Annotated in this window: 21 protein-coding genes and 3 pseudogenes; 10 read left to right on the forward strand and 14 right to left on the reverse strand. The window is 69.6% G+C overall.

Features of this window, described 5'->3' with window-relative positions; genetic code table 11:
- Positions 1–71: 71 nt before the first annotated feature.
- The gene (locus tag OG390_RS46790) at positions 72–533 is read left to right on the forward strand and encodes a pyridoxamine 5'-phosphate oxidase family protein (RefSeq protein ID WP_406176604.1); all 462 of its coding nucleotides are present in this window, start codon (positions 72–74) and stop codon (positions 531–533) included.
- Between the two features lie 83 nt (positions 534–616).
- Entirely contained in the window at positions 617–1,012 is a 396-nt protein-coding gene (locus OG390_RS46795) for a VOC family protein (RefSeq protein WP_399086448.1), read from the forward strand.
- An 89-nt stretch (positions 1,013–1,101) separates the two neighbouring features.
- Here OG390_RS46795 and OG390_RS46800 read toward each other — a convergent pair whose 3' ends face one another.
- The gene (locus OG390_RS46800; protein ID WP_406176606.1) at positions 1,102–1,407 is read right to left on the reverse strand and encodes a DUF4235 domain-containing protein; all 306 of its coding nucleotides are present in this window, start codon (positions 1,405–1,407) and stop codon (positions 1,102–1,104) included.
- A 217-nt stretch (positions 1,408–1,624) separates the two neighbouring features.
- Here OG390_RS46800 and OG390_RS46805 point away from each other — a divergent pair, with 217 nt between their 5' ends.
- On the forward strand, positions 1,625–2,620 hold the full coding sequence (locus OG390_RS46805) for a cation diffusion facilitator family transporter (protein ID WP_406176608.1): 996 nt from the start codon (positions 1,625–1,627) through the stop codon (positions 2,618–2,620).
- Between the two features lie 240 nt (positions 2,621–2,860).
- Here OG390_RS46805 and OG390_RS46810 read toward each other — a convergent pair whose 3' ends face one another.
- Complete coding sequence (locus OG390_RS46810; RefSeq protein ID WP_406178278.1) at positions 2,861–2,983, reverse strand: hypothetical protein; 123 nt, start codon at positions 2,981–2,983, stop codon at positions 2,861–2,863.
- An 8-nt stretch (positions 2,984–2,991) separates the two neighbouring features.
- Here OG390_RS46810 and OG390_RS46815 point away from each other — a divergent pair.
- Positions 2,992–3,444 (forward strand): annotated as a pseudogene (locus OG390_RS46815) (DUF4386 family protein); the annotation flags it as partial.
- Positions 3,445–3,522: 78 nt separating this feature from the next.
- On the opposite strand, the gene OG390_RS46820 reads toward OG390_RS46815, so the two are convergent.
- Entirely contained in the window at positions 3,523–3,966 is a 444-nt protein-coding gene (locus OG390_RS46820; protein WP_406176609.1) for a nitroreductase family deazaflavin-dependent oxidoreductase, read from the reverse strand.
- A 377-nt stretch (positions 3,967–4,343) separates the two neighbouring features.
- A complete protein-coding gene (locus OG390_RS46825; protein ID WP_406178280.1) occupies positions 4,344–4,976 on the reverse strand; it encodes a LysE family transporter in 633 nt (210 codons plus the stop codon).
- Positions 4,977–5,333: 357 nt separating this feature from the next.
- Here OG390_RS46825 and OG390_RS46830 point away from each other — a divergent pair, with 357 nt between their 5' ends.
- Positions 5,334–6,566, forward strand: a complete 1,233-nt coding sequence (locus tag OG390_RS46830; RefSeq protein ID WP_406176610.1) for a cytochrome P450 — start codon at positions 5,334–5,336, stop codon at positions 6,564–6,566.
- An 18-nt stretch (positions 6,567–6,584) separates the two neighbouring features.
- Entirely contained in the window at positions 6,585–6,779 is a 195-nt protein-coding gene (locus OG390_RS46835) for a ferredoxin (RefSeq protein WP_399086840.1), read from the forward strand.
- A gap of 91 nt (positions 6,780–6,870) precedes the next feature.
- Here OG390_RS46835 and OG390_RS46840 read toward each other — a convergent pair.
- Positions 6,871–7,754, reverse strand: a pseudogene (locus OG390_RS46840) (sigma-70 family RNA polymerase sigma factor).
- An 81-nt stretch (positions 7,755–7,835) separates the two neighbouring features.
- Between OG390_RS46840 and OG390_RS46845 the strand changes: the two are divergent.
- Positions 7,836–8,546, forward strand: a complete 711-nt coding sequence (locus tag OG390_RS46845) for an FMN-dependent NADH-azoreductase (protein ID WP_406178282.1) — start codon at positions 7,836–7,838, stop codon at positions 8,544–8,546.
- A gap of 9 nt (positions 8,547–8,555) precedes the next feature.
- Here the strand turns inward: OG390_RS46845 and OG390_RS46850 are convergent, their stop codons facing one another.
- Complete coding sequence (locus OG390_RS46850; protein ID WP_406176612.1) at positions 8,556–9,134, reverse strand: TetR/AcrR family transcriptional regulator; 579 nt, start codon at positions 9,132–9,134, stop codon at positions 8,556–8,558.
- Between the two features lie 123 nt (positions 9,135–9,257).
- Between OG390_RS46850 and OG390_RS46855 the strand changes: the two genes are divergently transcribed.
- Together OG390_RS46855 and OG390_RS46860 are read left to right on the forward strand one after the other, a co-directional pair.
- Positions 9,258–9,716, forward strand: coding sequence for a nuclear transport factor 2 family protein (locus OG390_RS46855; protein ID WP_406176613.1), 459 nt, complete (start codon positions 9,258–9,260; stop codon positions 9,714–9,716).
- A gap of 45 nt (positions 9,717–9,761) precedes the next feature.
- Complete coding sequence (locus OG390_RS46860) at positions 9,762–10,301, forward strand: flavoprotein (RefSeq protein ID WP_406176615.1); 540 nt, start codon at positions 9,762–9,764, stop codon at positions 10,299–10,301.
- Here OG390_RS46860 and OG390_RS46865 read toward each other — a convergent pair.
- From OG390_RS46865 to OG390_RS46880, 4 genes and pseudogenes are all read right to left on the reverse strand, one after another.
- Entirely contained in the window at positions 10,279–11,949 is a 1,671-nt protein-coding gene (locus OG390_RS46865) for a phospholipid carrier-dependent glycosyltransferase (protein ID WP_406176617.1), read from the reverse strand. The two genes, OG390_RS46860 and OG390_RS46865, sit on opposite strands and share 23 nt — an antisense overlap.
- 272 nt (positions 11,950–12,221) lie before the next feature.
- Positions 12,222–12,410, reverse strand: coding sequence for a hypothetical protein (locus OG390_RS46870; RefSeq protein WP_406176619.1), 189 nt, complete (start codon positions 12,408–12,410; stop codon positions 12,222–12,224).
- A gap of 32 nt (positions 12,411–12,442) precedes the next feature.
- Complete coding sequence (locus OG390_RS46875) at positions 12,443–13,081, reverse strand: tetratricopeptide repeat protein (protein WP_406178283.1); 639 nt, start codon at positions 13,079–13,081, stop codon at positions 12,443–12,445.
- A 15-nt stretch (positions 13,082–13,096) separates the two neighbouring features.
- Positions 13,097–13,843 (reverse strand): annotated as a pseudogene (locus tag OG390_RS46880) (BTAD domain-containing putative transcriptional regulator); the annotation flags it as partial.
- A gap of 32 nt (positions 13,844–13,875) precedes the next feature.
- On the opposite strand from OG390_RS46880, the gene OG390_RS46885 reads away from it, so the two are divergent.
- A complete protein-coding gene (locus OG390_RS46885) occupies positions 13,876–14,241 on the forward strand; it encodes a hypothetical protein (protein WP_406176621.1) in 366 nt (121 codons plus the stop codon).
- On the opposite strand, the gene OG390_RS46890 is transcribed toward OG390_RS46885, so the two are convergent.
- The 4 genes from OG390_RS46890 to OG390_RS46905 all read right to left on the reverse strand — a co-directional run bounded on the left by OG390_RS46890 (position 14,204) and on the right by OG390_RS46905 (position 19,629).
- Positions 14,204–14,860: a maleylpyruvate isomerase N-terminal domain-containing protein gene (locus tag OG390_RS46890; protein ID WP_406176623.1), complete on the reverse strand. Its 657-nt coding sequence runs from the start codon at positions 14,858–14,860 to the stop codon at positions 14,204–14,206. The genes OG390_RS46885 and OG390_RS46890 overlap by 38 nt on opposite strands.
- A 193-nt stretch (positions 14,861–15,053) precedes the next feature.
- Entirely contained in the window at positions 15,054–15,290 is a 237-nt protein-coding gene (locus OG390_RS46895; protein WP_406176625.1) for a hypothetical protein, read from the reverse strand.
- Positions 15,287–15,910 (reverse strand): hypothetical protein, encoded by a 624-nt coding sequence (locus tag OG390_RS46900; RefSeq protein ID WP_406176626.1) that lies wholly within the window; start codon positions 15,908–15,910, stop codon positions 15,287–15,289. Before OG390_RS46900 ends, OG390_RS46895 begins: the two co-directional genes overlap by 4 nt.
- A 1,046-nt stretch (positions 15,911–16,956) precedes the next feature.
- Entirely contained in the window at positions 16,957–19,629 is a 2,673-nt protein-coding gene (locus OG390_RS46905; RefSeq protein ID WP_406178284.1) for a SpoIIE family protein phosphatase, read from the reverse strand.
- Between the last annotated feature and the right edge of the window lie 273 nt (positions 19,630–19,902).

The raw sequence follows: 19,902 nt of genomic DNA on the forward strand, positions 1-19,902 counted from the left end.
CTGTCTCTACGACGTCCACCGTCACGCTCATAGACCTGTCCGTACGACGGCCACCAGGAGGCTGCCCGACGATGAACCCGCCCGCCCGTACCCCGAAGCAGCGCAAGCTGGACACGCTCAACCGTCTGGAGAACGACGAGGACGCGTGGGTGTCCACGGCCGACGGCGACGGGGGACCTCCGTATCTGATCCCGCTGTCGTTCCTCTGGGACGGCGCGACTCTGCTGCTGGCCACCCCGGCCGCCAGTCCCACCGGCCGGAACCTGCGGACGACCGGCAGGGCCCGCCTCGGCATCGGCCCGACCCGCGACGTGGTCATCGTCGAGGGCACCGCAGCGACGCTGGAACCGGCTGAGCTGCCGGAGGGAGTCGGCGACGCCTTCGCCGCGAAGACCGGCTTCGACCCGCGCCAACTCGCCACCGCCTACCTCTACTTCCGCATCACTCCGCAGCGCGTACAGGCCTGGCGCGAGGCCAATGAGATCTCCGGACGCGACCTCATGTGTGACGGCGCGTGGGTGGTGGCCGACTGAAATCTCCGGACGGGGTACCCGGGAGCGCGGAGCAGTCGGTGGCAGGAGGCCGCCCGCGCCCGGGAACCCCCTACGGAGGACACATGGCATTGGTCACGGCAGGCGTCGTAGTGCTGGACTGCTCCGAGCCCGAGAAGCTCGCCACCTTCTACAAAGAGCTGCTCGAGGCCGAGGAGACGGAGGCGACCGCCAACCGTGTGGAGATCAAGGGTGCCGACGGCATGCGGATGGCGTTCCGCCGCGACGTGACGGCGACGCCGCCGAGCTGGCCGCGCCCCGAGAATTCCCTCCAGGCCCACCTGGACTTCCATGTGGCGGACCTGGACGAGGCGGAACGCCGGGTCGTCGGCCTCGGCGGGCGCCCGCTCGACACCAAGGACGCGGCCGGCCCGTACGAGGAACGGGGCTATGCCGACCCGGCCGGGCACTCCTTCACGCTGCGCCGGGCGGTGCGCCCGACAGCGCCCAAGCAGGGGTGACTTCCGGCGGGGCCTGACCTTCGGCCACGGATGGGGCTTCAGCCCCGGGCGCCCCTGTGGTTTTCAGCCCCGGCCGTCCCTGGGGGTCTTCAGTCCCGGCCGTCCTTGTCCGGGGACGGCCACACACCCGTGGAGCGCTCGATGGCCTTCGCGCCCGTGCGGTCCACCGCGCTGCGGACGACCGCGAAGATCGCTCCCTGGAGGGCGGCGGCGAGCAGCACCTCGCCCCAGCCGCGGTCCCGGTCCAGCGCGTCCGGCGCGTCCTCCTCGTGACGTATCGCCTTCCAGCTCTGCTGGAACGCGAGTCCCGCGAGGGCGCCGCTCGCCCAGCTCAGTACGAAGCCCAGAGGCTTGTAGGCGAGGGGGAGTTTGAGCTTCTTCCGCTTCTGGGACACCTGGGTCTCCTTTGCCTCTCCGGGCAGGAACGCCCCACGCCGGAACCTCTGGACCCTCCGGTACCGTCCCGGCGCGGTCACGTCGACGGTGTCACCGTATCCGGGCGTCCGGTAGAGGTCGTGGGCGTACGCCCACAGCACCTGGTACCCGGGAGACGTTCCCCGATTCCCGCCGGGTCCGCGGTGTGAGGCAGGCAGGCCTGGGAAACCGTCCGGTGTGGGCAACGACTCGACGGAACCGCCGAAACGTTCGGACCGCAAGACCCGCGTCACCGTGCTGGTGGCCCTGGGCGCCAACCTGGTGATCGCCGTGGCCAAGGCGGTCGGCGGCCTTGTCGCGGGCTCACCCGCGCTGCTCTCCGAAGCGGCGCACTCCGTGGCCGACAGCCTGAACGAGGTGTTCCTGCTGGCCGCCCTCCGGCGCAGCCGTCGCCCCGCCGACCGACGGCACCCGTTCGGTTACGGCAAGGAGCGGTTCTTCTGGTCGCTGCTCGCGGCCGTCGGCATCTTCGTGATGGGCGGCTGCTTCTCCTTCTTCCAGGGCTTCGAGGCCCTCAGGAACGGCGCCGAGGAGTCGTTCCACGGCTATGTGGCGGGGTTCGTGGTGCTGGCTGTGGCCCTCCTCGCCGAAGGCGCCTCGCTGCTGCGCGCGCTGCGCCAGGTGCACCAGCAGGGCGGTACGAGCGGCATGCGGGACCCCGCGCTGCGCACGGTCGTCGCCGAGGACGGCACGGCGGTGCTCGGCGTGACCCTCGCGGGCGTTGGCATGGCGCTGCACATGGTCACCGGCCAGGTCGTGTGGGAGGCCTCCGCCTCCCTCGCCATCGGGGTGCTGCTCGTGTACGTCGCCTACCGACTGGGCCGTGACGCCCGCGACCAGCTGATCGGGCAGGCCGCCGACGAGGAGCAGAGCCACAGGATCCGTGCCCTGCTGGAGGCGCAGCCCGAGATCGACAGTGTGGAAGCGCTGCTGACCATGCAGCTGGGACTCGATTCGACCCTGGTGGCCGCCCGTATCGACCTCGTCCCGGGGCTCGACAGCGAGGAGGTCGAAGACGTCGCCGTCCGCATCAAGCGCTCTGTCGCCCACACCGTCCAGCAGGCCGACCAGATCTTCCTCGACGTCACCGACGCAAGCACGGCCCGGGCGGCCGCGCCCGGCGTCGCGGCAGGGCGAAGCCCCGCCGCGACGGGGGAGCGCGGCGGGGCCTGACGCTCGGGTGCCCGGGGGGCGACGGATCATGCGCACGAATCCGAGGAAACTTTCCGTGGGGTGCGGCCGAGGCTCGACCCGAGGTTCCTCGGCGTCCGTCGAGGGGCCGACTGTCCGGGAGAGCCCTCGGGGTCCGTGGAGGGGGTGGCTGTCCGGGAGAGTCCTCGGGGTCCGTCGCGGGGCTGTCCCGGAGAGTCCTCGGGGTCCGACGAGGCACGCTCCCCGAGGTCTCTCGCCCCTTCACCCCGTGAGATACGCCAGCACCGCCAGGACCCGCCGATTGTGCTCCTCGCCCGTCGCGAGCCCGAGCTTCGCCATGATCGAGCCGACATGGGTCTCCACGGTCCGCTCGGTCAGCCACAGCCGCCGTCTTCACTGTCGGCCTCGCGGTCGCCGTCTGCATCCTGGTGCGCGAGTGCGGGGCCGCACTCGCCCGGATCGGCTCCGTGGTCGCGGTGCTCTCGGGGGTGTTCCTGGCGGCGGGGCTCGCCTCGATCGCCGCCGTCTACTCGTACGCGACCGACACCGCCGCCCTGAACGAGCCGGCCGGCCGCGCCTTCGTGCACTACGTCAATGCCCACGACGGCCAAGTCATGGGCCTGGTGGCCCCTGGCGCACTGGCCACCCTTGTGGCGACGCTGCTCATCACCGTGGCCCTGCTGCGCTCGCGCGTGCTCCCGTGGTGGATCTCGGTGCTGTTCCTCGTCGGTGGCCCGCTGGGCTTCGTCTTCTCGTCGGGGACCTCGGGAGCGGTGGCGGCGCTGCCGGGTGCGGTGTCGGCGATCCTGATCGCCGCACACGCGTGGCGGCGCACTGCCGCCTGACCAGGGGGAGTGGCCCGCACCGGCGCGGGGGGCCGGTGCGGGCCATCGCCGTGGCTGCGGCCCGTCAGTCGGTCGGCGTCAGTCGGTCGGCTCCAGTACGAAGACGGGGATCTCCCGGTCGGTCTTCTTCTGGTAGTCGGCGTAGGGGGGATACGCGGCGACCGCGCGCTCCCACCACAGGGCCTTTTCCTCGCCGGTGATCTCACGAGCGGTCAGTTCATGGCGCGCGGGCCCGTCCTGGAGCTCCACACGCGGATCGGACTTGACGTTGAAGTACCAGACGGGGTGCTTGGGGGCTCCACCCAGTGAGGCGACCACCGCGTACTGGCCCTCGTGCTCGACGCGCATCAGCGGGGTCTTGCGGATCTTGCCGCTCCTGGCGCCACGGGTCGTGAGAATGATGACGGGCAGGCCCGTGTCCATCAGGGTCGTGCCCTTGGTGCCGCCGGAGCTCTCGTACAGCTCCACCTGTTCCCGCACCCACTGCGTCGGGCTGGGTTCGTACTCGCCCTCAAGAGGCATGAATTCCGTCCCATCGTCGCGTCGTACCGGTCGTGTCTCGGCACGATTCAACACCAGTAGGCACCCGAATCTTCCGCACCATTGCCTCGCGTGTAATCGCGTCCGGAGGACACCTGCGGCACGGTGGAACCGTTCCCGCACACGGACTACTTGGGGGCGTCCCCATGTCCGTATGCGCCGATCAGGCCTCGACGTACGGGCCGTGGTCGAGGAGTTGCCGTGCCGGATGGGGGAGGGCGACGAGGACAGCCCGGCCGCTGCCCGTGCGTTCGGTTCCGAGGCCGACGCAGGCGGAGCGCGCAGCCCCCCGTCGCCCAGGCCGGCTCCTCGATCGTCGCGTTGAGCCGGTTGAAGAAGTTCGTCGTCGCGATCCTCCGTCATTGCGGTGCAAGCAGCATCCGTACGGCCAGCACCGTGATCACGACGCTCGACGCGAGCGCCGTCACCAGCTGTCCCCGGCGCCCCGTCAGGGCACGGCCGAGCAGTGCGCCACCCCCGGCAAGCAGCATTTGCCAGCTCGCGGACGCGGCGAAGGCGGCGAGGACGAACACTCCCTGCTCCAAGGGGCGCACCGCCTCGGCGGTACGGCTGCCGAGCACCAGCGCCGCGAAGTAGATCACCGTGGTGGGGTTGAGCAGGGTGATCCCCAGCAGCGCCAGATACGCGCGCGACGGGAGCAGCGGATCCGGCCCCGGGCGGGCGGCGAGCTGCTGCTCACGGTATCGGCGGTACGCGGACACCGCGCCCCGTGTCGCCAGCGCTGCCAGCACCAGCCCCGAGGCCCAGCGCAGCGGGAGCAGGACCGGCTGGAGAGCCGCCGCGAGCGCGGCACCGCCGACCATGGCGACCATGGCGTACAGCCCGTCGGCGGTCGCGACGCCCAGTGCGGCGCAGACGCCGATCCGCAAGGACGTACGAGCAGTGAGGGAGACGAGGTAGGTCGCGACCGCTCCGACGGGCATGGCGATACCGAAGCCCGCGAGAAGCCCCGCGACGAGCGCGGCGGTCACGACCGGGGAAGCACGGGCCTTCGCGGTCGGCCGGGCTGCTGCTGGACCCGCACCGGACAGGCGGCGGCGGAAGTCGGCGGCAGGAAGGCTTCGATCGTGGACATGGGCAGATCCTGGGGCCATCGGATCTGCCCACGCAAGCGAAATACCTGAGAGCTACTCTGGAGAAGATCAGGCCATGTGTGAGCCACCAGGGCGACGACACACATGGGAAAACCGAGGAATTCGGCGGCGGGTCCCCCACACTTCGGCCAGATCGCGCGTCCAGCGCATCTGGCCGAACTTCAGGTGGCCGTGTAGATGCCCCGGGCATCTAATGATGATCGGCAAGAGGGAACCAGCGCTTGCGAGGTCACCATGACAGAGCCCCTCAGGACTGAACCCCCCACGAATGAACCCCCCACGACGGAACCGATTGCCTTCCCCCAGGACCGTACGTGCCCCTACCACCCGCCCACCGCCTACGACCCGTTGCGCGAGGCGCGCCCGCTCTCGCGGATCTCCCTGTTCGACGGGCGCGCCGTGTGGGTGGTCACCGGCCACGCCACCGCCCGTGAACTCCTCACCGATTCGCGACTCTCGTCGGACCGCACCCTGCCCGCCTTCCCGGCGCCCACGGAGCGGTTCGCGGCGGTCCGCAACCGCCGCGTCGCGCTGCTCGGACTCGATGATCCCGAGCACCACACCCAACGCCGCATGCTGGTCCCGAGCTTCACTCTCAAGCGGGTCGCCATGCTGCGCCCGCGCATCCAGGAGACCGTGGACCGGCTCCTCGACCGGATGGTGGAGCAGGGCCCGCCGACGGACCTGGTGGACGCCTTCGCACTGCCCGTGCCCTCCATGGTGATCTGCGCCCTTCTCGGTGTCCCGTACGCCGACCACGACTTCTTCGAGGAGAAGTCCCGCAGACTGCTGCGCGGCCCCGCCGCGGCCGACATCAAGAACGCGCGCGACGAGCTGGACGCGTACTTCGGCTCGTTGATCGACCGCAAGCAGCGGGAGCCGGGCGACGGACTCCTCGACGAGCTCATCCACGATCAGCTGCGCGAGGGCGCGGTGGATCGGGAGGAGCTGATCTCGCTGGCCACGATTCTGCTCGTGGCCGGGCACGAGACGACGGCGAACATGATCTCGCTCGGCACGTTCACCCTGCTGAGGCACCCGGAACAGCTGGCCGAGCTACGCGCCGAGCCGACGCTGATGCCCGCCGCCGTCGAGGAGCTGCTGCGCTTCCTCTCCATCGCGGACGGGCTGCTGAGGGTGGCCACCGAGGACATCGAGGTGGCCGGGAAGACGATTCGCGCCGACGAGGGGGTGATCTTCTCGACCTCCGTCATCAACCGCGACGGGCACACCTTCGCCGAACCGGACGCCTTGGACTGGCACCGCTCGGCCCGCCAGCACATCGCGTTCGGCTTCGGCATCCACCAGTGCCTCGGCCAGAACCTCGCCCGGGCCGAGATGGAGATCGCGCTGCTGTCGCTCTTCGACCGGTTCCCCGGGCTGCGGCTCGCCGCGCCCGTCGACGACATCCCCTTCAAACCCGGAGACACGATCCAGGGAATGCTGGAACTCCCTGTGACCTGGTAAGAGGCTGCGGACATGAGCATCGAGATCTCCATCGACAAGGACGTCTGCATCGGCGCGGGCCAGTGCGCCCTCACCGCCCCGGGCGTCTTCACCCAGGACGACGACGGATTCAGCGAACTGCTGCCGGGCCGGGAGGACGGGGGCGGCGACCCGTTGCTGCGGGAGGCGGCCAGGGCCTGCCCGGTCGGCGCCATCACCGTTTCCGAGACCTGAGCGTCGAGCGGGACCTGAACGTCGAGCGGGACCTGACAGCCGTGCGGGACCTGACCCCCGGCGGGCCTGAAGGTCCTGAGAGGCCTCGAGGTCACTTGTCCAGGACAGCCAGATCGAGTCGGCGCAGGCGTACGGGGTCGGCGATCACCTCGTACGCCGTGATCCGCTCGCCTCGACCGTGAGGGTGAGAGCGATCAGCAGCCGGCCGCGCGGGGCGACGACGAGCCCCACGGTTCCGTCGACCAGCGCCAGTGCCGCATGGCACGCCCGCTCGCGCAGGAGGACCGTCTCCTCCGCGACGGCCCGCGCACCGCGGACTTCTGTCGCCGTGCCCGCCGGCACGGCGGCGGGGTCCGCCCGGCGTACGACATCGGGGTCGAGCACCGCGAGCAGCGCGCCGAGGTCGCCGCCGCGGGCGGCCGTGAGGAAGGCGTCGACCACGTGCCGGTGCCGGTCGAGCTCCGCGCCGGACACCACCGGCGTGCCTCGCACCTTGAGGCGCGCACGGCTGGCGAGCTTCTTGGCGGCCACCCGCGAGCGGCCCACGACGGGAGCGATCTCCTCGAAGGGCACCGCGAACATGTCGTGCAGCACGAACGCGATGCGTTCCGCGGGGCTCAGTGTGTCGAGGACCACGAGCAGCGCCAGCCCGACGGAGTCGACGAGCAGGGCCTCGTGCGCGGGATCGCCGGCGTCGTCGGCCTCCGCGATCCGGTCCGGGATCCGCTGCCCGACGAACTCCTCCCGGCGCGCGGCGCGGGAGCGCAGCATGTCCAGGCACACCCGGGACACCACGGTCCGCAGTCAGCCGGTCAGATTCTCGACCGCGCCGACGTCGACACGGCCCAGCCGCAGCCAGGTCTCCTGGACGGCGTCCGCCGCCTCGCTGAGCGAACCGAGCATGCGGTGGGCCACCGCGCGCAGCTGACCGCGGTGCGCCTCGAACCGCCTCGCCAGCTCGTCGTGCCCGACCATGGGTCACCTTTCCTTGTCGCGTTCCGTCACTCCTATGACGTACACGATCAAGTCGAGGTGACACAGACCAGGCACACGTCGATGACCCGGTCGCGGGGTACGACCCTGCTCCATCTGGATTCCAGCGTCAGCCGCTCCGCCGACTCGGTGAGCAGGCAGCTGACCGCGCTCTTCGCGGACATCTGGCGCGAGGCCCACGGCGCGGACGGATACCGGCACCGCGACCTGTCCGCCGATCCCGTACCGCTGATCGGTCCGGCCTACGCCGCCCTCGGCCAGCGCGTGGAGCGGCAGGGCGTCGTTCCGCCGAGCAAGGTGGCCGCGCTGGTCGAGGGCGCGGCCGAGGAACGGGAATGGGCGCTCGCCCGGCCGCTGATCAATGAAGTGCTCACCGCGGACACCGTGCTGCTCGGCGTCCCGATGTACAACTTCTCCGTCCCCGTCACACTGAAGGCGTGGATCGACCGGGTGTCCTTCCCCGGCGCGTTCACCGACCCGGACAGCGGGGAGAGCCTGCTGCGGGACACGCGCGTGGTGGTGGTCATGGCACGAGGCGGCGGCTACGGCCCGGGCACACCCCGGGAGGGCTTCGACTTCCAGACCCCCTACCTGCGGGCGTACTTCGGCAACCTGGGAGTGCCCGGCGAGCATCTGCACCTGGTGGCCGCCGAGTTGACCCGGGCACAGGACATTCCCCAACTGGCCGGATTCAAGGGGCTTGCGGCGACCTCACTCGCGGCGGCACAGGCGCAAGTCACGGCGCTGGCCGCCGCAACAGCTGGAGCAGCCTGAGCGGTTGCCCTATCGCCGGGCTTCCACCAGCACGCGCGCCGCTTGTGCCGCTTGCTCGGCGGGCTCCGTGGTCCGCGTGATGCCCGCGGTCACCATGGCGCCCTCGGCGAGCAGATACAGCTGGTCCGCGAGGGGGGAGGGGAGCCCGGCGTCGGCCACCAGCCCTCGCAGGTATTCCTTGAACGCCCTTTTGTGGGTGCGGACTTGGGCGGTCACGCGGGGCGAGGTGGCGCCGAGTTCCCCGTACGAGTTGATCCAGGCGCACCCGCGGAAGTCGGGCTCCGTGAACCACAGCCGGAGCCAGTCGAAGACGGCCTGGATCCGCTCTTCGGGCTCCTCGCACTGATCGACGTGCTCGGCCAGTCGCTGTCGCCAGCGGATGTCGCGCCGCTCCAAGTAGGCCTCGACTAGCTGCTCCTTGGCGGGGAACAGCTGGTAGAGCCGCTTGAGCGAGACGCCGGACGCGCCACGGATGTCGTCCATGCCGACGGTCTGTATGCCCCGCCCGTAGAACAGCTCCTCCGCGGCGTCGAGTGCCTGTTCCCGGGCGAGGGCCAGGGCCTGGTCCCGGGCGGCCGTGCTGTGCATACGGGCGGCTCCTTGACGTGAGAACGGTCGTTCTCTACATTAGCAGTCATGAGGAGAACGCTCGTTCTCCCTCTTCGGATCCTCTTCCCGGATCGACGAGACCGCCGAGATCAAGGAATCCCCATGAGCGACCGCCCGCCCCTGCCGCCCTTCACCCGTGAGACCGCCGTCCAGAAGGTCCAGGCCGCCGAGGACGCCTGGAACACCCGCGATCCGCACAAGGTCTCGCTCGCCTACTCCGAGGACTCGGTCTGGCGCAACCGCGACACCTTCGTCACGGGCCGCGCCGAGATCGTTGAACTCCTGACCGCGAAGTGGGCCCGCGAGCGCGAGTACGCCCTGCGCAAGAATCTCTGGGCCTTCGACGGCGACCGCATCGCCGTCCGCTTCCAGTACGAGTGCCACGACGCCGACGGCCAGTGGTGGCGGTCGTACGGCAATGAGCTGTGGGAGTTCGACGAGCACGGTCTGATGACGCGGCGCGAGGCCAGCATCAACGACGTACCGATCGAGGAGAAGGAGCGCCGGATCTTCGGCCCGCGTCCGGAGTCGGAGCGGGGCGAGACCTTCCCGGTTCGGTAGAGGCCCCGACTCCGTACAAGTCCGTGTGTTCATTAGGGTTTCCGGGTGAGTGAACACGCCGAAAAGCCCTTCCTCTACGTCGTCGTCTGCGCGGCGGGCATCGCCGAGGACATCAGCAAACTGATCACCGCGGCCCAGGAGCGGAACTGGGAGGTCGGCGTCATCGCCACCCCCCAGGGCCTCGGCTTCATCGACGCGACGGCCGTCGAGGCGCAGACCGGCCGCCCGATCCGGTCCGCCTGGCGGTCCCCCGGCGACCCGCGCCCCTTCCCGGCTCCGGACGCGGTGGCCGTCGCACCGGCCACCTTCAACACCGTCAACAAGTGGGCGGCCGGCATATCCGACACCCTCGCCCTGGGAACCCTGTGCGAGGCGTACGGCCTGGGCGTCCCGATCGCCGTACTGCCGTGCGTGAACGAGGCGTTGGCGGCCCACCCCGCCTACCGCGCGAGTGTCGAGCGGCTGCGCGGGATGGGCGTCCGGTTCGCAGACCCGTACTCCGGGGAGCCGCAACAGGACGGCGGCCGCGTGGAGTTCCACTGGGACCGGGTGCTGGACCTGCTCAAGGCCGACGGTAGATCGTGATCGAGTGGCCGACCTCGTCCACAGGTGTGCTGGTGGCGAGCAGCGCCGCCAATCGGTTGTCGGCCTTGGCGATCCAGGTGTCGGACACGACGAGCAGCCCGTGGACCTCGCTCGTCGGCGCCTCGCGCGGATCGGCTGCGTCGATGCCGTAGTACGACGGCACACCGGCGCCCTTGTAGACGAGCCAGACCTTCTCGTGCGGGTAGCGCCGATCCAGCCGGTCGGCGAGGCGGCCCAGGTCCTGTCCCCAGTCGACGTTCGAGTCGTGCAGACGCAGATGGGTCTGCGCAGGGCCGCCGAATGCCTCGTTGGAGTACGGCAGGTAGTACGGGTAGGTGAGCAGCGAGCTCACGGCGACGAACAGGACCAAGGCCGCCGTGGCGACGTGCGCCCACCGCCGTCGCAAGGCGACGACACCGGCCGCCGCGACCGCGAGGAACACCGGTACGAACAGGGCGTAGCGCACACCGAGGTCACGGGAGCCGAGCATCGCCGCGGCCAGCAGCACGGCCGGGGGGATCAGAATGTACGGGGCGGCCGTTCGCAGCCGAGGGACGGCCACCGTCGCGGCGGCACCGGCGAGCCACAGCGCCATCATGCCCAGCGGCGTCTTCACCAACAGCGCGGCCGGCAGGTAGTACCAGAGCGACCCGTGGTAGAGCCGACCGAAGAGAAAGCCTTCCCACGTCGCGTTCTCGAAGCCGAACTGGACGCGCATCCCGTCCCGGTACGGCTGCGGGAAGGGCAGCCAGTCGATGAGCAGCCCACGCAGCCCGTGAACGGCCGGGAGGTGCGGGGGCGCCGTCCAGCGCAGCCGTGGGTCCACGACGAGATAGGCGGCCCACACGACGGCGAGGGCCACCAGTGCCGTGCCGGCTGCAACCGCCGCGCCCAGCCGAACCTTCCTGACCGGGCTGAGATCCCGACACCGCCATACGGACACCACTGCCAGGAGCAGCAGCACCGGAACGGCCGGCAGGGTGCTCATCTTCGTGGCCACCGCCGCGCCCAGCGCCGCTCCGGCGAGCGGCAGATACAGGAGCGGACGCCGCCGCGCCCGCCACAGCAGCCACACCGACGTCAGGAGGAAACCGGATGCGGGTACGTCCAGCGTGGCCAGCGAGCCGTGCGTGATGACGTCGGGCGAGAACGCGTACAGGGCGAGCGCCACCAATCCGCCCGCGGAGCCGACGAGTTCACGCGCGAAGGCGAGCACGACAAGGCCGAACAGCAGCGTCAGTACGATCACGGGCAGCCGCGCCCACAGCATCACCTGCCCCGGATCGTTGCCCGACTCGTACAGCAGCCGCCGCCCGAGCGCCGTCTGATCACCCGTGAAGCCGGCGTCCAGATGCGGGTGGGCGAACACCAGCCCGCTCCCGATGATCAGCTTGCCCAGTGGTGGATGCTCGGGGTTGTAGCGCAGACTGTGCTCCTGCACGTAGACCACCGCCGTGCCCACGTATACGGGCTCGTCGATCGTCGGCGTCTGCTCGACGGCCGTCGTGACCATCGCGATCGCCATCTCGGCCAGCAGCGCGATCACGGCCACCACGAACACCCACCGCCGGTGCCGCCGAAGCCACTCGAACCGCCTCGACGGCGCCACGCTGCTTACCGGCACGCGGTCCCCGTGCCTGCTGGCCATGAAAGTCGGCATGCCCTTTGTTACGTCCGCTCCGTACAGGCCTGCTCATCCGGTGACACCCGGCTTCGGGTGCGCGTTCATCCGCCGAGTCGCATCCGACGCCCTGTCGCGATCATCCGGCCGGAAACACGACAGGGTGGTCATCGGCTGCCTTCGTGGATACTCCGCCCTTCGGGCGAGAGGCCAAGAGTATGCACCGCCACAGGCCCGATCCGTGTGAGCCGCGGCGTCCGCCGGACAACGGCGAGGCCAACGTCCGGCAGGAGCCGGCTTCACCACCGATGACGCTGAGGGACTGCACGGTCAGAGCGGTGCGCACGGGCGCTCTGCACGTCGAGCACGGCCTGGAACTGCTCGCCCGCCTCGCGGGCGCGGCCTGTCGCCAAGTAGGCGTGGCCCAGGCGGCTGCGGATGTCGACCTCCAGCCAGTCGTAGCTGGGGTCGGTGAGCGGGTTCAGCAACTGGTGCTGGAGGAGGGCCTGGTGATGGAGGGCTATGGCCGCGGCCGGGTTTCCCTCGCCTCGCTCTGCCGTGCCGAGCCGGTCAGGCTGCGCGCGCAGAGGAAGATGTCCCCGACCTGCTCGCCCAGCTCGACCGCCTGACGGAATCGGCTCTTGGCCTCACCGTAGTGGCCGAGGCGGAGGTGGGCGTCGGCGGCGCAGGTCAAGGTCCTGCCGAGTACACGCGGTCTGCCGTCCGTCTCGGCATGGGTCTGGGCATCGGCGAAGCAGACCAGCGCCTCCTCGTTCCGCCCCTCGAACTGGTGAGCCAGGCCGAGGACGACAAGTGCCATCGAGGTGACCCAACCGTTGAGCAGCCGCCGGGACAGGGCCATCGCGGCAGTGACATGGGCAATCGCCCGGCCGCCCTCGCCCACACTCAGGTCGACGGCCCCCAGCGCGGTGAGCGCCCGGGCCTCTTCGCCAGGGTCGAGGCGGCGTCGGCTGAGGTCCAGCGCCTCGGTCAGGTAGGCGCGGGACTGCCTGTACCGGCGTTGGTATACGGCGGTGTAGCCCAGGCAGTTCCGCAGCGCGGCGGCCATTCGCGGGTCGGTGGCCTCCTCCACGTGCGCGTAAGCGATCTCCAATTCGCCAGGGTCGATGCCGAGCTCGTCCCGCAGGCGCCCCCGCATGTCCTGATAGGAGTTCAGGGCCTCCGCCTGGCGTCCGCTGCCGTACAGAGCGCGCATACGCAGCGCCAGGACCGATTCGTTGAGGGGAGCGGACGCGGACAGCGCGGCGAGCTCGTCCAGCGTGTCGGCTGACCGGCCGAGCAGAACCAGACACTCGAGTCTCTCCAGCCGGAGCGAGAGCCGGCGTTCCAGCAGCCGTTGCCGCTCTGCCTCTGCGCGGTATCACGGCAGGCCGGCCAGCGGCTCGCCACGAAACAGGGCGAGCGCTTCGGAGAGGTGGTTCATCGCGGTGGTCACGTCGCCGGACACCTTCGCGTGCCGTGCCTCGGCGGCCCGCTCGTCCAGCTCGGTCGCATCGAGCCGGACCCTGTGGCCGACGAAGCGGTACCAGCCCTTGCCGCTGCGGATCACCGACTCGGTCGGCCCGGCGCTCGCCACGTCAAGTGCCTTGCGCAGGGGGTGGATGTGGCTCGGCAGCACCTTGTGGCCCGACGCCGGCAGCTGTTCGTCCCACAGGTCGTCGAGCAACTGCCCATGGCTCACCTGCGTGTCCGCACGCAGCACCAGCGCGGCGAGCACGGCCTGTCGCCGAACCGGGCCCAGGTCCAGCGGCGTTTCGCCACGCCAGGCCCGGAGCGGCCCGAGTAACTCGATCCGAAGCCGCTGAGAAGTTCCCCCGCCCACCGTGAAGCCTCCGCTCCCGTACATCATCGGAATTTCATCGGCATTGCAGCACCCCCGGCCAGGGTGACGACACGACATCGCACAACCCGCACAACTGAAGGGGGATCCCAGTGACCGAGAGGGAGTTGGTGGCCATCGCGCTGGCCACGGGGGCGGCCGACGGACTTACGGACACTGGACGCGGAGCCGTCCATGACCTCTACGCCGGGCTGAGAGAGGCGGTCCGCCGGAGGCTGGCCGGGGCCGGCGGCAACAGCGCGGGCGGCGGCTACGGCGTACGGGTGCTGGACGCGTACGAGTCGGATCCCGACGTGTGGCGGACTCGGCTGCTCCTGGTGCTGACCGGTTCCGGGGTGGAGACGGACGAGGAGATCCTCGCGGCGGTGCGTGAGCACCCAGCCCGAAGAGCCAGTCCTTTTCGCCGGAGATACCTGAGCCCTAGGCTCGGGGTGTGCCGTCCCAGCGCCATGTGGTGAGACGAGGGCGTCCGGGCAGTTCGGCGCGACCGGTGGTCCACAGCAAGGTGGGCCAGGGATCCGTGGATTCCGGTGCGTCCGGAAACAGCCGGGCGAGTACTCGCGCGCACAGATCGGCAGGTGGGCTCCAGGCGAGCCCGAGCCCTTGCGCCAGGTCGTGCGTGTGCACCAGGGTCTCCACGATTCCCATCGCGGCGAAGCCCTCGGGATCGGAGGTGCCGAAGACATGGTGGGCGCGGGTCTGCGGAGGCGTTGTACGAACCATGGCGACCAGCAGTGCGCCGCTGGCCTCCAGCACCTGCAACAGGCCGGCGGGCCCAGCCTTACGGTCCGCGTGAATGACGTTCGCCGGGCCGCCGGGTCGTCGGCTCTCCCACACGAAGGGCACCTCGCTGTCCAAGGGCGGTGTTTTGGGGCCCAGTTGCGCGGCGTATGCGAAGAGGTCGTCGCTGAGGTGCTCGATGGTCTCCCAGCAGTCCCATTCCAGCGAACCGGCCTTACCGTCCCACGCGCCCGGGGGCGCCTCGCGAAGAGTTGCCACAGCGAGCTGCACGGCAAGGTCGAGGTCGTCCGCAGTGACAGGGGACAGGAAGAGGCCACTCTCGGCTGATCGGGACATGGCAGGACCGTATCGCGGCCGGAAGGAGTCACGCCCTCCTTTTGACCACGGGCGGCGCTCCCCGGCGACAGTTGCGCCTATTGCGAAAGTGGATCTTGGTCGTGGATGATCACGCGCTGTGGGGCGTGGTGATCTGACGAACGGCCAGTGCTGCGGGCTGGAGCCGTTGCTGCCGCAGGGCATCAAAAAGACTCTAGGAGCGGATGAGCGTGCGGGCATGCTCGATCCACCCCGACACGGCCTTGGCACCGCACCCCTCGGCGACCGACTGGGCCTCGTCGAGGTGGTGGAGCGCCGCGGCGCGGTCGCCGGTCTCGGCCGAGAGGTAGGCCAGCGCCACCAGGCCGGCCGCTTCCCCGGGCCTGAAGCCGATCTCCCGGCGCAACGTCACCGATTCGGTCAACCGCTCGCGGGCCTGCCGTCCTGTCACGTTCGCGCGTTTGCCGTCTCCGGCGAGGAGGTTTTCGGCTGCGTCCCCTTCCTCGCCCGGGCCCGGTCGCGGGACCACGCAACCGCACCTACCAGCATGGCTGCCCCGGCTCCGTACAGGGGCAACCACAGGGTCGTCGTGGCTGCCAGACAGTCGGCAACGGCCTTACCACTCTGAGCCTCTTGCGCGTACGCCAAAGCGGCGCTGTCGCGAGCAGCCAGGTTGGCCAGCGCGGCCGTCGACCGGATGGCCTCGTACCTGCCCAGCACGCGACACCCACTACGCGTACCTGACATGGGAAACAGCCAAGTCCAGCGCTGCAACATCGGGGCCAGCGCGATCGCCACGCACAGGCCGACGACCATCGAATACGCAACCAGACCGCGCACGTATGCAGATCGGATGCCGGGCGTCCATGCCGCCCGTCGCTGAAAAGCGAAGATCACCGCAAGAAGCGTCACCCCGATATATGTGGCAAACCACTGCCAGGAACCCTGCGCGAGCGCGAACGTCAGCACTGCAGCGAGTCCAATGCCGACGACCCCGGCCTGACCGGCCGTGTCATAGCCTGCGCCGGTGGATGGCGACCTTCGAGTTCCTTGAGGGCTGGGGTCGTTCACGGGCCTCTCCTACCGGGACAGAGGCATCAGCATCCGCCGCGTGGCGCCGCAGGCCCCGGCACCATGCCGGACGGGTTCGGCACCCCGCTCGGATGGGGGAGCGACAAGCCAGGCACCGCTACCGAGGAACCCGGAGCCGCAACGTCTCGCGCGTTGCGGAGCCGTTCGGCGTCGGTCTCGGACATGGCAAGCGTGTCGGGGGGCACCCCGCCGACGCTATCGGTCTGGGGGTCTTTCCGGCCGCTGACGCGGTGTTGTCACTCGATCCCCCGACCACCTCTCGTGCGATGTGGGACATGACACGCTTGTCGTCGGGGAGCAAGGCCCAGAGGACATTGCCGCGGCGACGGGCCAGGTCGAGGACGGCCTCGGTGTGACGCTTGCCTTCGGCGCGCTTGCGGTCGTAAACCGGCGGGATTCCTCGCAGCGGCGGATGCTGAACAACGCGGAGGTGCAGAAGACCCGTTGGAGACGAAGATCCACCTCGCGGTCGAGCAGGGCCAGAAGCCGCTGTCGGTCGTGATCACGGCTGGTCAACGGGGCGATTCCCCGCAGGTCGAGCCGGTCCGGGAAGCGATCCGTGTGCCCCGGATCGAACTCGGGCGACCGCGCAAGCGCCCCGACAGAGTCCGCGCGGACAAGGATACGACTCCCGCAAGAACTGCTCCTACCCGCGTAGACGCGGCATCAAGGCCACGATCCCGGTCCCTGCGGACCGAGCCCGCAACCGACCGAAGCTAGTGCCGCGTCAGCCAAGGGTTGCCCGTCAAGGAGCGGCGTCCGGTGCGTGCTCTGGGGGTCCCGCCGGCCGAAGGCTGGGGGAGTGCGGGCCGGAAGTCCTCGTTCTGGATGTACTTGGGCTTTCGGCCGGTGCGGCGAGTGGGGGCACCTCCCACGCCCTTGAGGCAGTGGGGGAGCGTGCCGGGCGTCGCGACGGGGCGAACCTTGGCCGACGCGGCACTAGGCTCTCGCGGTGGCCCGGCCACCGAAATCTTGACAAGACCGACTACCGCGAACGCCATGCTGTTGAGTGCGGGAAGGGTCGGTCATAGCGTCGCGGAGAGCTGCTGTTCAGTCCATATGACCTTTCCGCCGGATGTGTAGCGAGTGCCCCAGCGGTCGGCGAACTGGGCTACCAGGAACAGGCCCCGGCCGCCTTCGTCCATGGTGGTGGCCCGACGTAGGTGCGGAGAGACGCTGCTGCCATCGGAAACCTCGCAGATGAGGCTGCGGTCGCGGATCAAGCGCACTCGGATGGGGCCGGTTGCGTACCGGATGGCATTGGTGACCAGCTCGCTGAGGATCAACTCCAGGGTGAACGCTTCCTCTTCCATACCCCAGTCCGCCAGGAACCGGGTGGCGGCAGCACGCACGCCGGCAACGGCCGAGGGGTCGGACGGTACGTCCCAGGACGCGGTGCGATTGCCGTCGAGCAGCCGGGTGCTGGCGACAATCAGGGCCACGTCGTCGCGTGGTGCCACGGGGAGCATGGTATCCATCGCTGCCCGGCACATCTGGTCCGGCGTTCGTCCGGCGTGCGCAACCGTACGACGCAGGCGCTCGATGCCTTCATCGATGTCACGCTGCCGGCTTTCGACCAGCCCGTCGGTGTAGAGGACAATGGCGCTGCCCTCGGGCAGCGGCATCTCGGTCTTTTCGTAGGGCAGTCCTCCCAGTCCCAACGGCGGGCCCGCTGGCACACCGGGCAGGTCCGCGTGGCCGTCCGGGCGCACGATGATGGGTTCCAGGTGGCCGGCCCTCGCCATGGTGCAGAGACCGGAGACCGGGTCGTAGATCGCGTACAGACAGGTGGCGCCGGTGAGTGACGGTGTTTCACTGTCGTCGTCCCGATCCTGGTCGATGCGGGTGACAAGTTCGTCCAGATGCCACAGCAGTTCGTCAGGTGGTAGGTCGAGCGCGGAGAAGTTGTGGATGGCGGTGCGCAGTTGTCCCATGGTGGCGGCGGCGTGCAGTCCGTGCCCCACGACGTCGCCCACCACGATGGCGACGCGGGCTCCCGGGAGGGGTATGACGTCGAACCAGTCGCCACCGACACCACCGAGTCCTGCCTCTGCCGGAAGATAGCGGTGAGCCACGTCGACCGCGCTCTGCTCAGGGAGCGCGTGCGGCAGAAGGCTGCGCTGCAGCGTGATCGCCGTGGTGTGCTCCCGGGTGAAGCGACGGGCGTTGTCAATGCTCACCGCCGCGCGTGCGACCAGCTCTTCTGCGACCGAGAGGTCTTCCTGAGCAAAGGGTGTCGGCTCCTTCGAACGCCAGAACGTCGCCACGCCGAGAATCACTCCGCGGGCTCGTAGCGGAGCAGCGATCATGGAGTGGATGCCGTGTGCCACCAGTTTGCGAGCTCGGTCGGGTTCCTGTGCCTGCCAGCCGGAGAAGGCTGCCAGGTCGGCCTCCAGCACCATCTGCCCGGAACCGAAGCCGGAAGCCTGTGGTGTGGACGTGTCGAAATGGATGAGCTCACCGGGCGAGTAGAGCGGCGCATCCTTGCGTATGCCGTGCAGTGCGACACGACGTAGTCCCGTTGCATCCAGTTGGTTCGGTTCCTCGCCGCGCAGCACGGCATCGGCCAGGTCGACAGTGACGTAGTCGGCGAACCTGGGCACGGCGAACTCCGCCAGTTCCTGGGCCGTGTGGGTCACGTCGAGGGTGGTCCCGATGCGTATGCCGGCGTCGTACAGCAGCTTGAGCCGTTCCTGGACCACTTCCACTCGGCCCATCAGCGCGCTGAGTTCGGTTGTGTCGCGCAGCGTGGCGACCCAACCTCCCGGTCCGGGCTGCTGCACCATGGTGCGTTGGCTGACGGCCAAGACCCGGTCGCCGACCTCGATCACCTCATCCGTGGTTGGCCTGCCCGACATGAGAAGCCGCTCGGCTTTCGGCTCGAGTCCCAGATCCGTGAGGGGCTGGTCATCCCCATCGGCACTCAGCCGCAGTAGGCGCCGTGCTTCGTCATTGGCCAGGAGCAGACGACCCTGGGAATCGACAATGAGAACGCCTTCCCGTACCGAGTGCAGAACGGCGTCGTGGTGCTCGTACATGCGCGTCATCTGCTCCGGGCCGAGGCCGTGTGTCTGACGGCGCAGGCGCCTGCTGATCAGTGCGGTTCCCGCGGTGGCTGCCGAAAGCACCACCCCGGTCGCCGCCAGGACGAGCGGTACTTGTCGGTCTGCTGCCACGCTCACCCGATTGACCGTGATGCCCGCGGCGACGAGACCGATGACCTTCCCGTTGTCAGTGGTGACGGGAACGACGGTCCGGACCGAGGGGCCCAGCGTCCCCGCAGTCGTTTCGGTGACAATCCCGCCGTGCTGCGCTGCCGCGATGCTGCCGATATAGTGCCGGCCGATCTGCGCGGCGTTCGGATGGGTGTAGCGGATGCCCGTGGTACTCATCACCACGACGAAGTCCACGGCGGAGCGTCGGCGGGTTTCTTCGGCCTGCGGCTGAAGCACGGCGGTCGGATTCGCGCTGGACAACGCCTGTCGGACACTGGGGGAGGCGGCGACGGCCGAGGCCACGGCCAGTGAACGGTTGCGGGCCTCGCGCTCGGCGTCGGCCCGGGACTGCAGCAGCAGGGCGGCGACCGCCGCCGCCACAAGGATCAGGACCACAATGGCCTGCAGGAGGAAGACCTGGCCCGCGAAGGTGCGTAGGCCATGCCCGGACCAGGACCGCACGCGTCTGATCAACTGGTGCATATGACCATGTAACACCGCAGATTTGTTCAGCATCACCCCCTGGGCGGCACGCGGCGTCACTGCTGGTTCGGAGCGTGCCTGGCTGTGTACGCATGGTGAGTGCGAGTCCTGCCGGATGTCCCCGTCGCCCCGCTGAGTAGCCGGATCCCCGTCCCCGTGCAGTCGGCGCGGTGGGTGAGCAGGTGGCGTGCGGTGACCTTGGCCAGGGGATGGCCGGCCACCTCGAACCAGAAGTCGCCCAGGGGTGCATCGAGGAGGAGCTGTCGATTTCCA

The sequence above is a fragment of the Streptomyces sp. NBC_00996 genome (genome assembly GCF_045162675.1).
Classification (GTDB): Bacteria; Actinomycetota; Actinomycetes; order Streptomycetales; family Streptomycetaceae; genus Streptomyces.

Bases quoted from the DNA above. Each gene is read 5' to 3' on its own strand.
- OG390_RS46905 (WP_406178284.1), bottom strand. From the start codon at position 19,629: ATGCACCAGTTGATCAGACGCGTGCGGTCCTGGTCCGGGCATGGCCTA.
- OG390_RS46820 (WP_406176609.1), bottom strand. From the start codon at position 3,966: ATGCCTCTTGAGGGCGAGTACGAACCCAGCCCGACGCAGTGGGTGCGG.
- OG390_RS46795 (WP_399086448.1), top strand. From the start codon at position 617: ATGGCATTGGTCACGGCAGGCGTCGTAGTGCTGGACTGCTCCGAGCCC.
- OG390_RS46875 (WP_406178283.1), bottom strand. From the start codon at position 13,081: ATGCGGGGGCGCCTGCGGGACGAGCTCGGCATCGACCCTGGCGAATTG.
- OG390_RS46855 (WP_406176613.1), top strand. From the start codon at position 9,258: ATGAGCGACCGCCCGCCCCTGCCGCCCTTCACCCGTGAGACCGCCGTC.
- OG390_RS46845 (WP_406178282.1), top strand. From the start codon at position 7,836: ATGACCCGGTCGCGGGGTACGACCCTGCTCCATCTGGATTCCAGCGTC.
- OG390_RS46865 (WP_406176617.1), bottom strand. From the start codon at position 11,949: ATGGCCAGCAGGCACGGGGACCGCGTGCCGGTAAGCAGCGTGGCGCCG.
- OG390_RS46830 (WP_406176610.1), top strand. From the start codon at position 5,334: ATGACAGAGCCCCTCAGGACTGAACCCCCCACGAATGAACCCCCCACG.
- OG390_RS46790 (WP_406176604.1), top strand. From the start codon at position 72: ATGAACCCGCCCGCCCGTACCCCGAAGCAGCGCAAGCTGGACACGCTC.
- OG390_RS46890 (WP_406176623.1), bottom strand. From the start codon at position 14,860: ATGTCCCGATCAGCCGAGAGTGGCCTCTTCCTGTCCCCTGTCACTGCG.
- OG390_RS46850 (WP_406176612.1), bottom strand. From the start codon at position 9,134: ATGCACAGCACGGCCGCCCGGGACCAGGCCCTGGCCCTCGCCCGGGAA.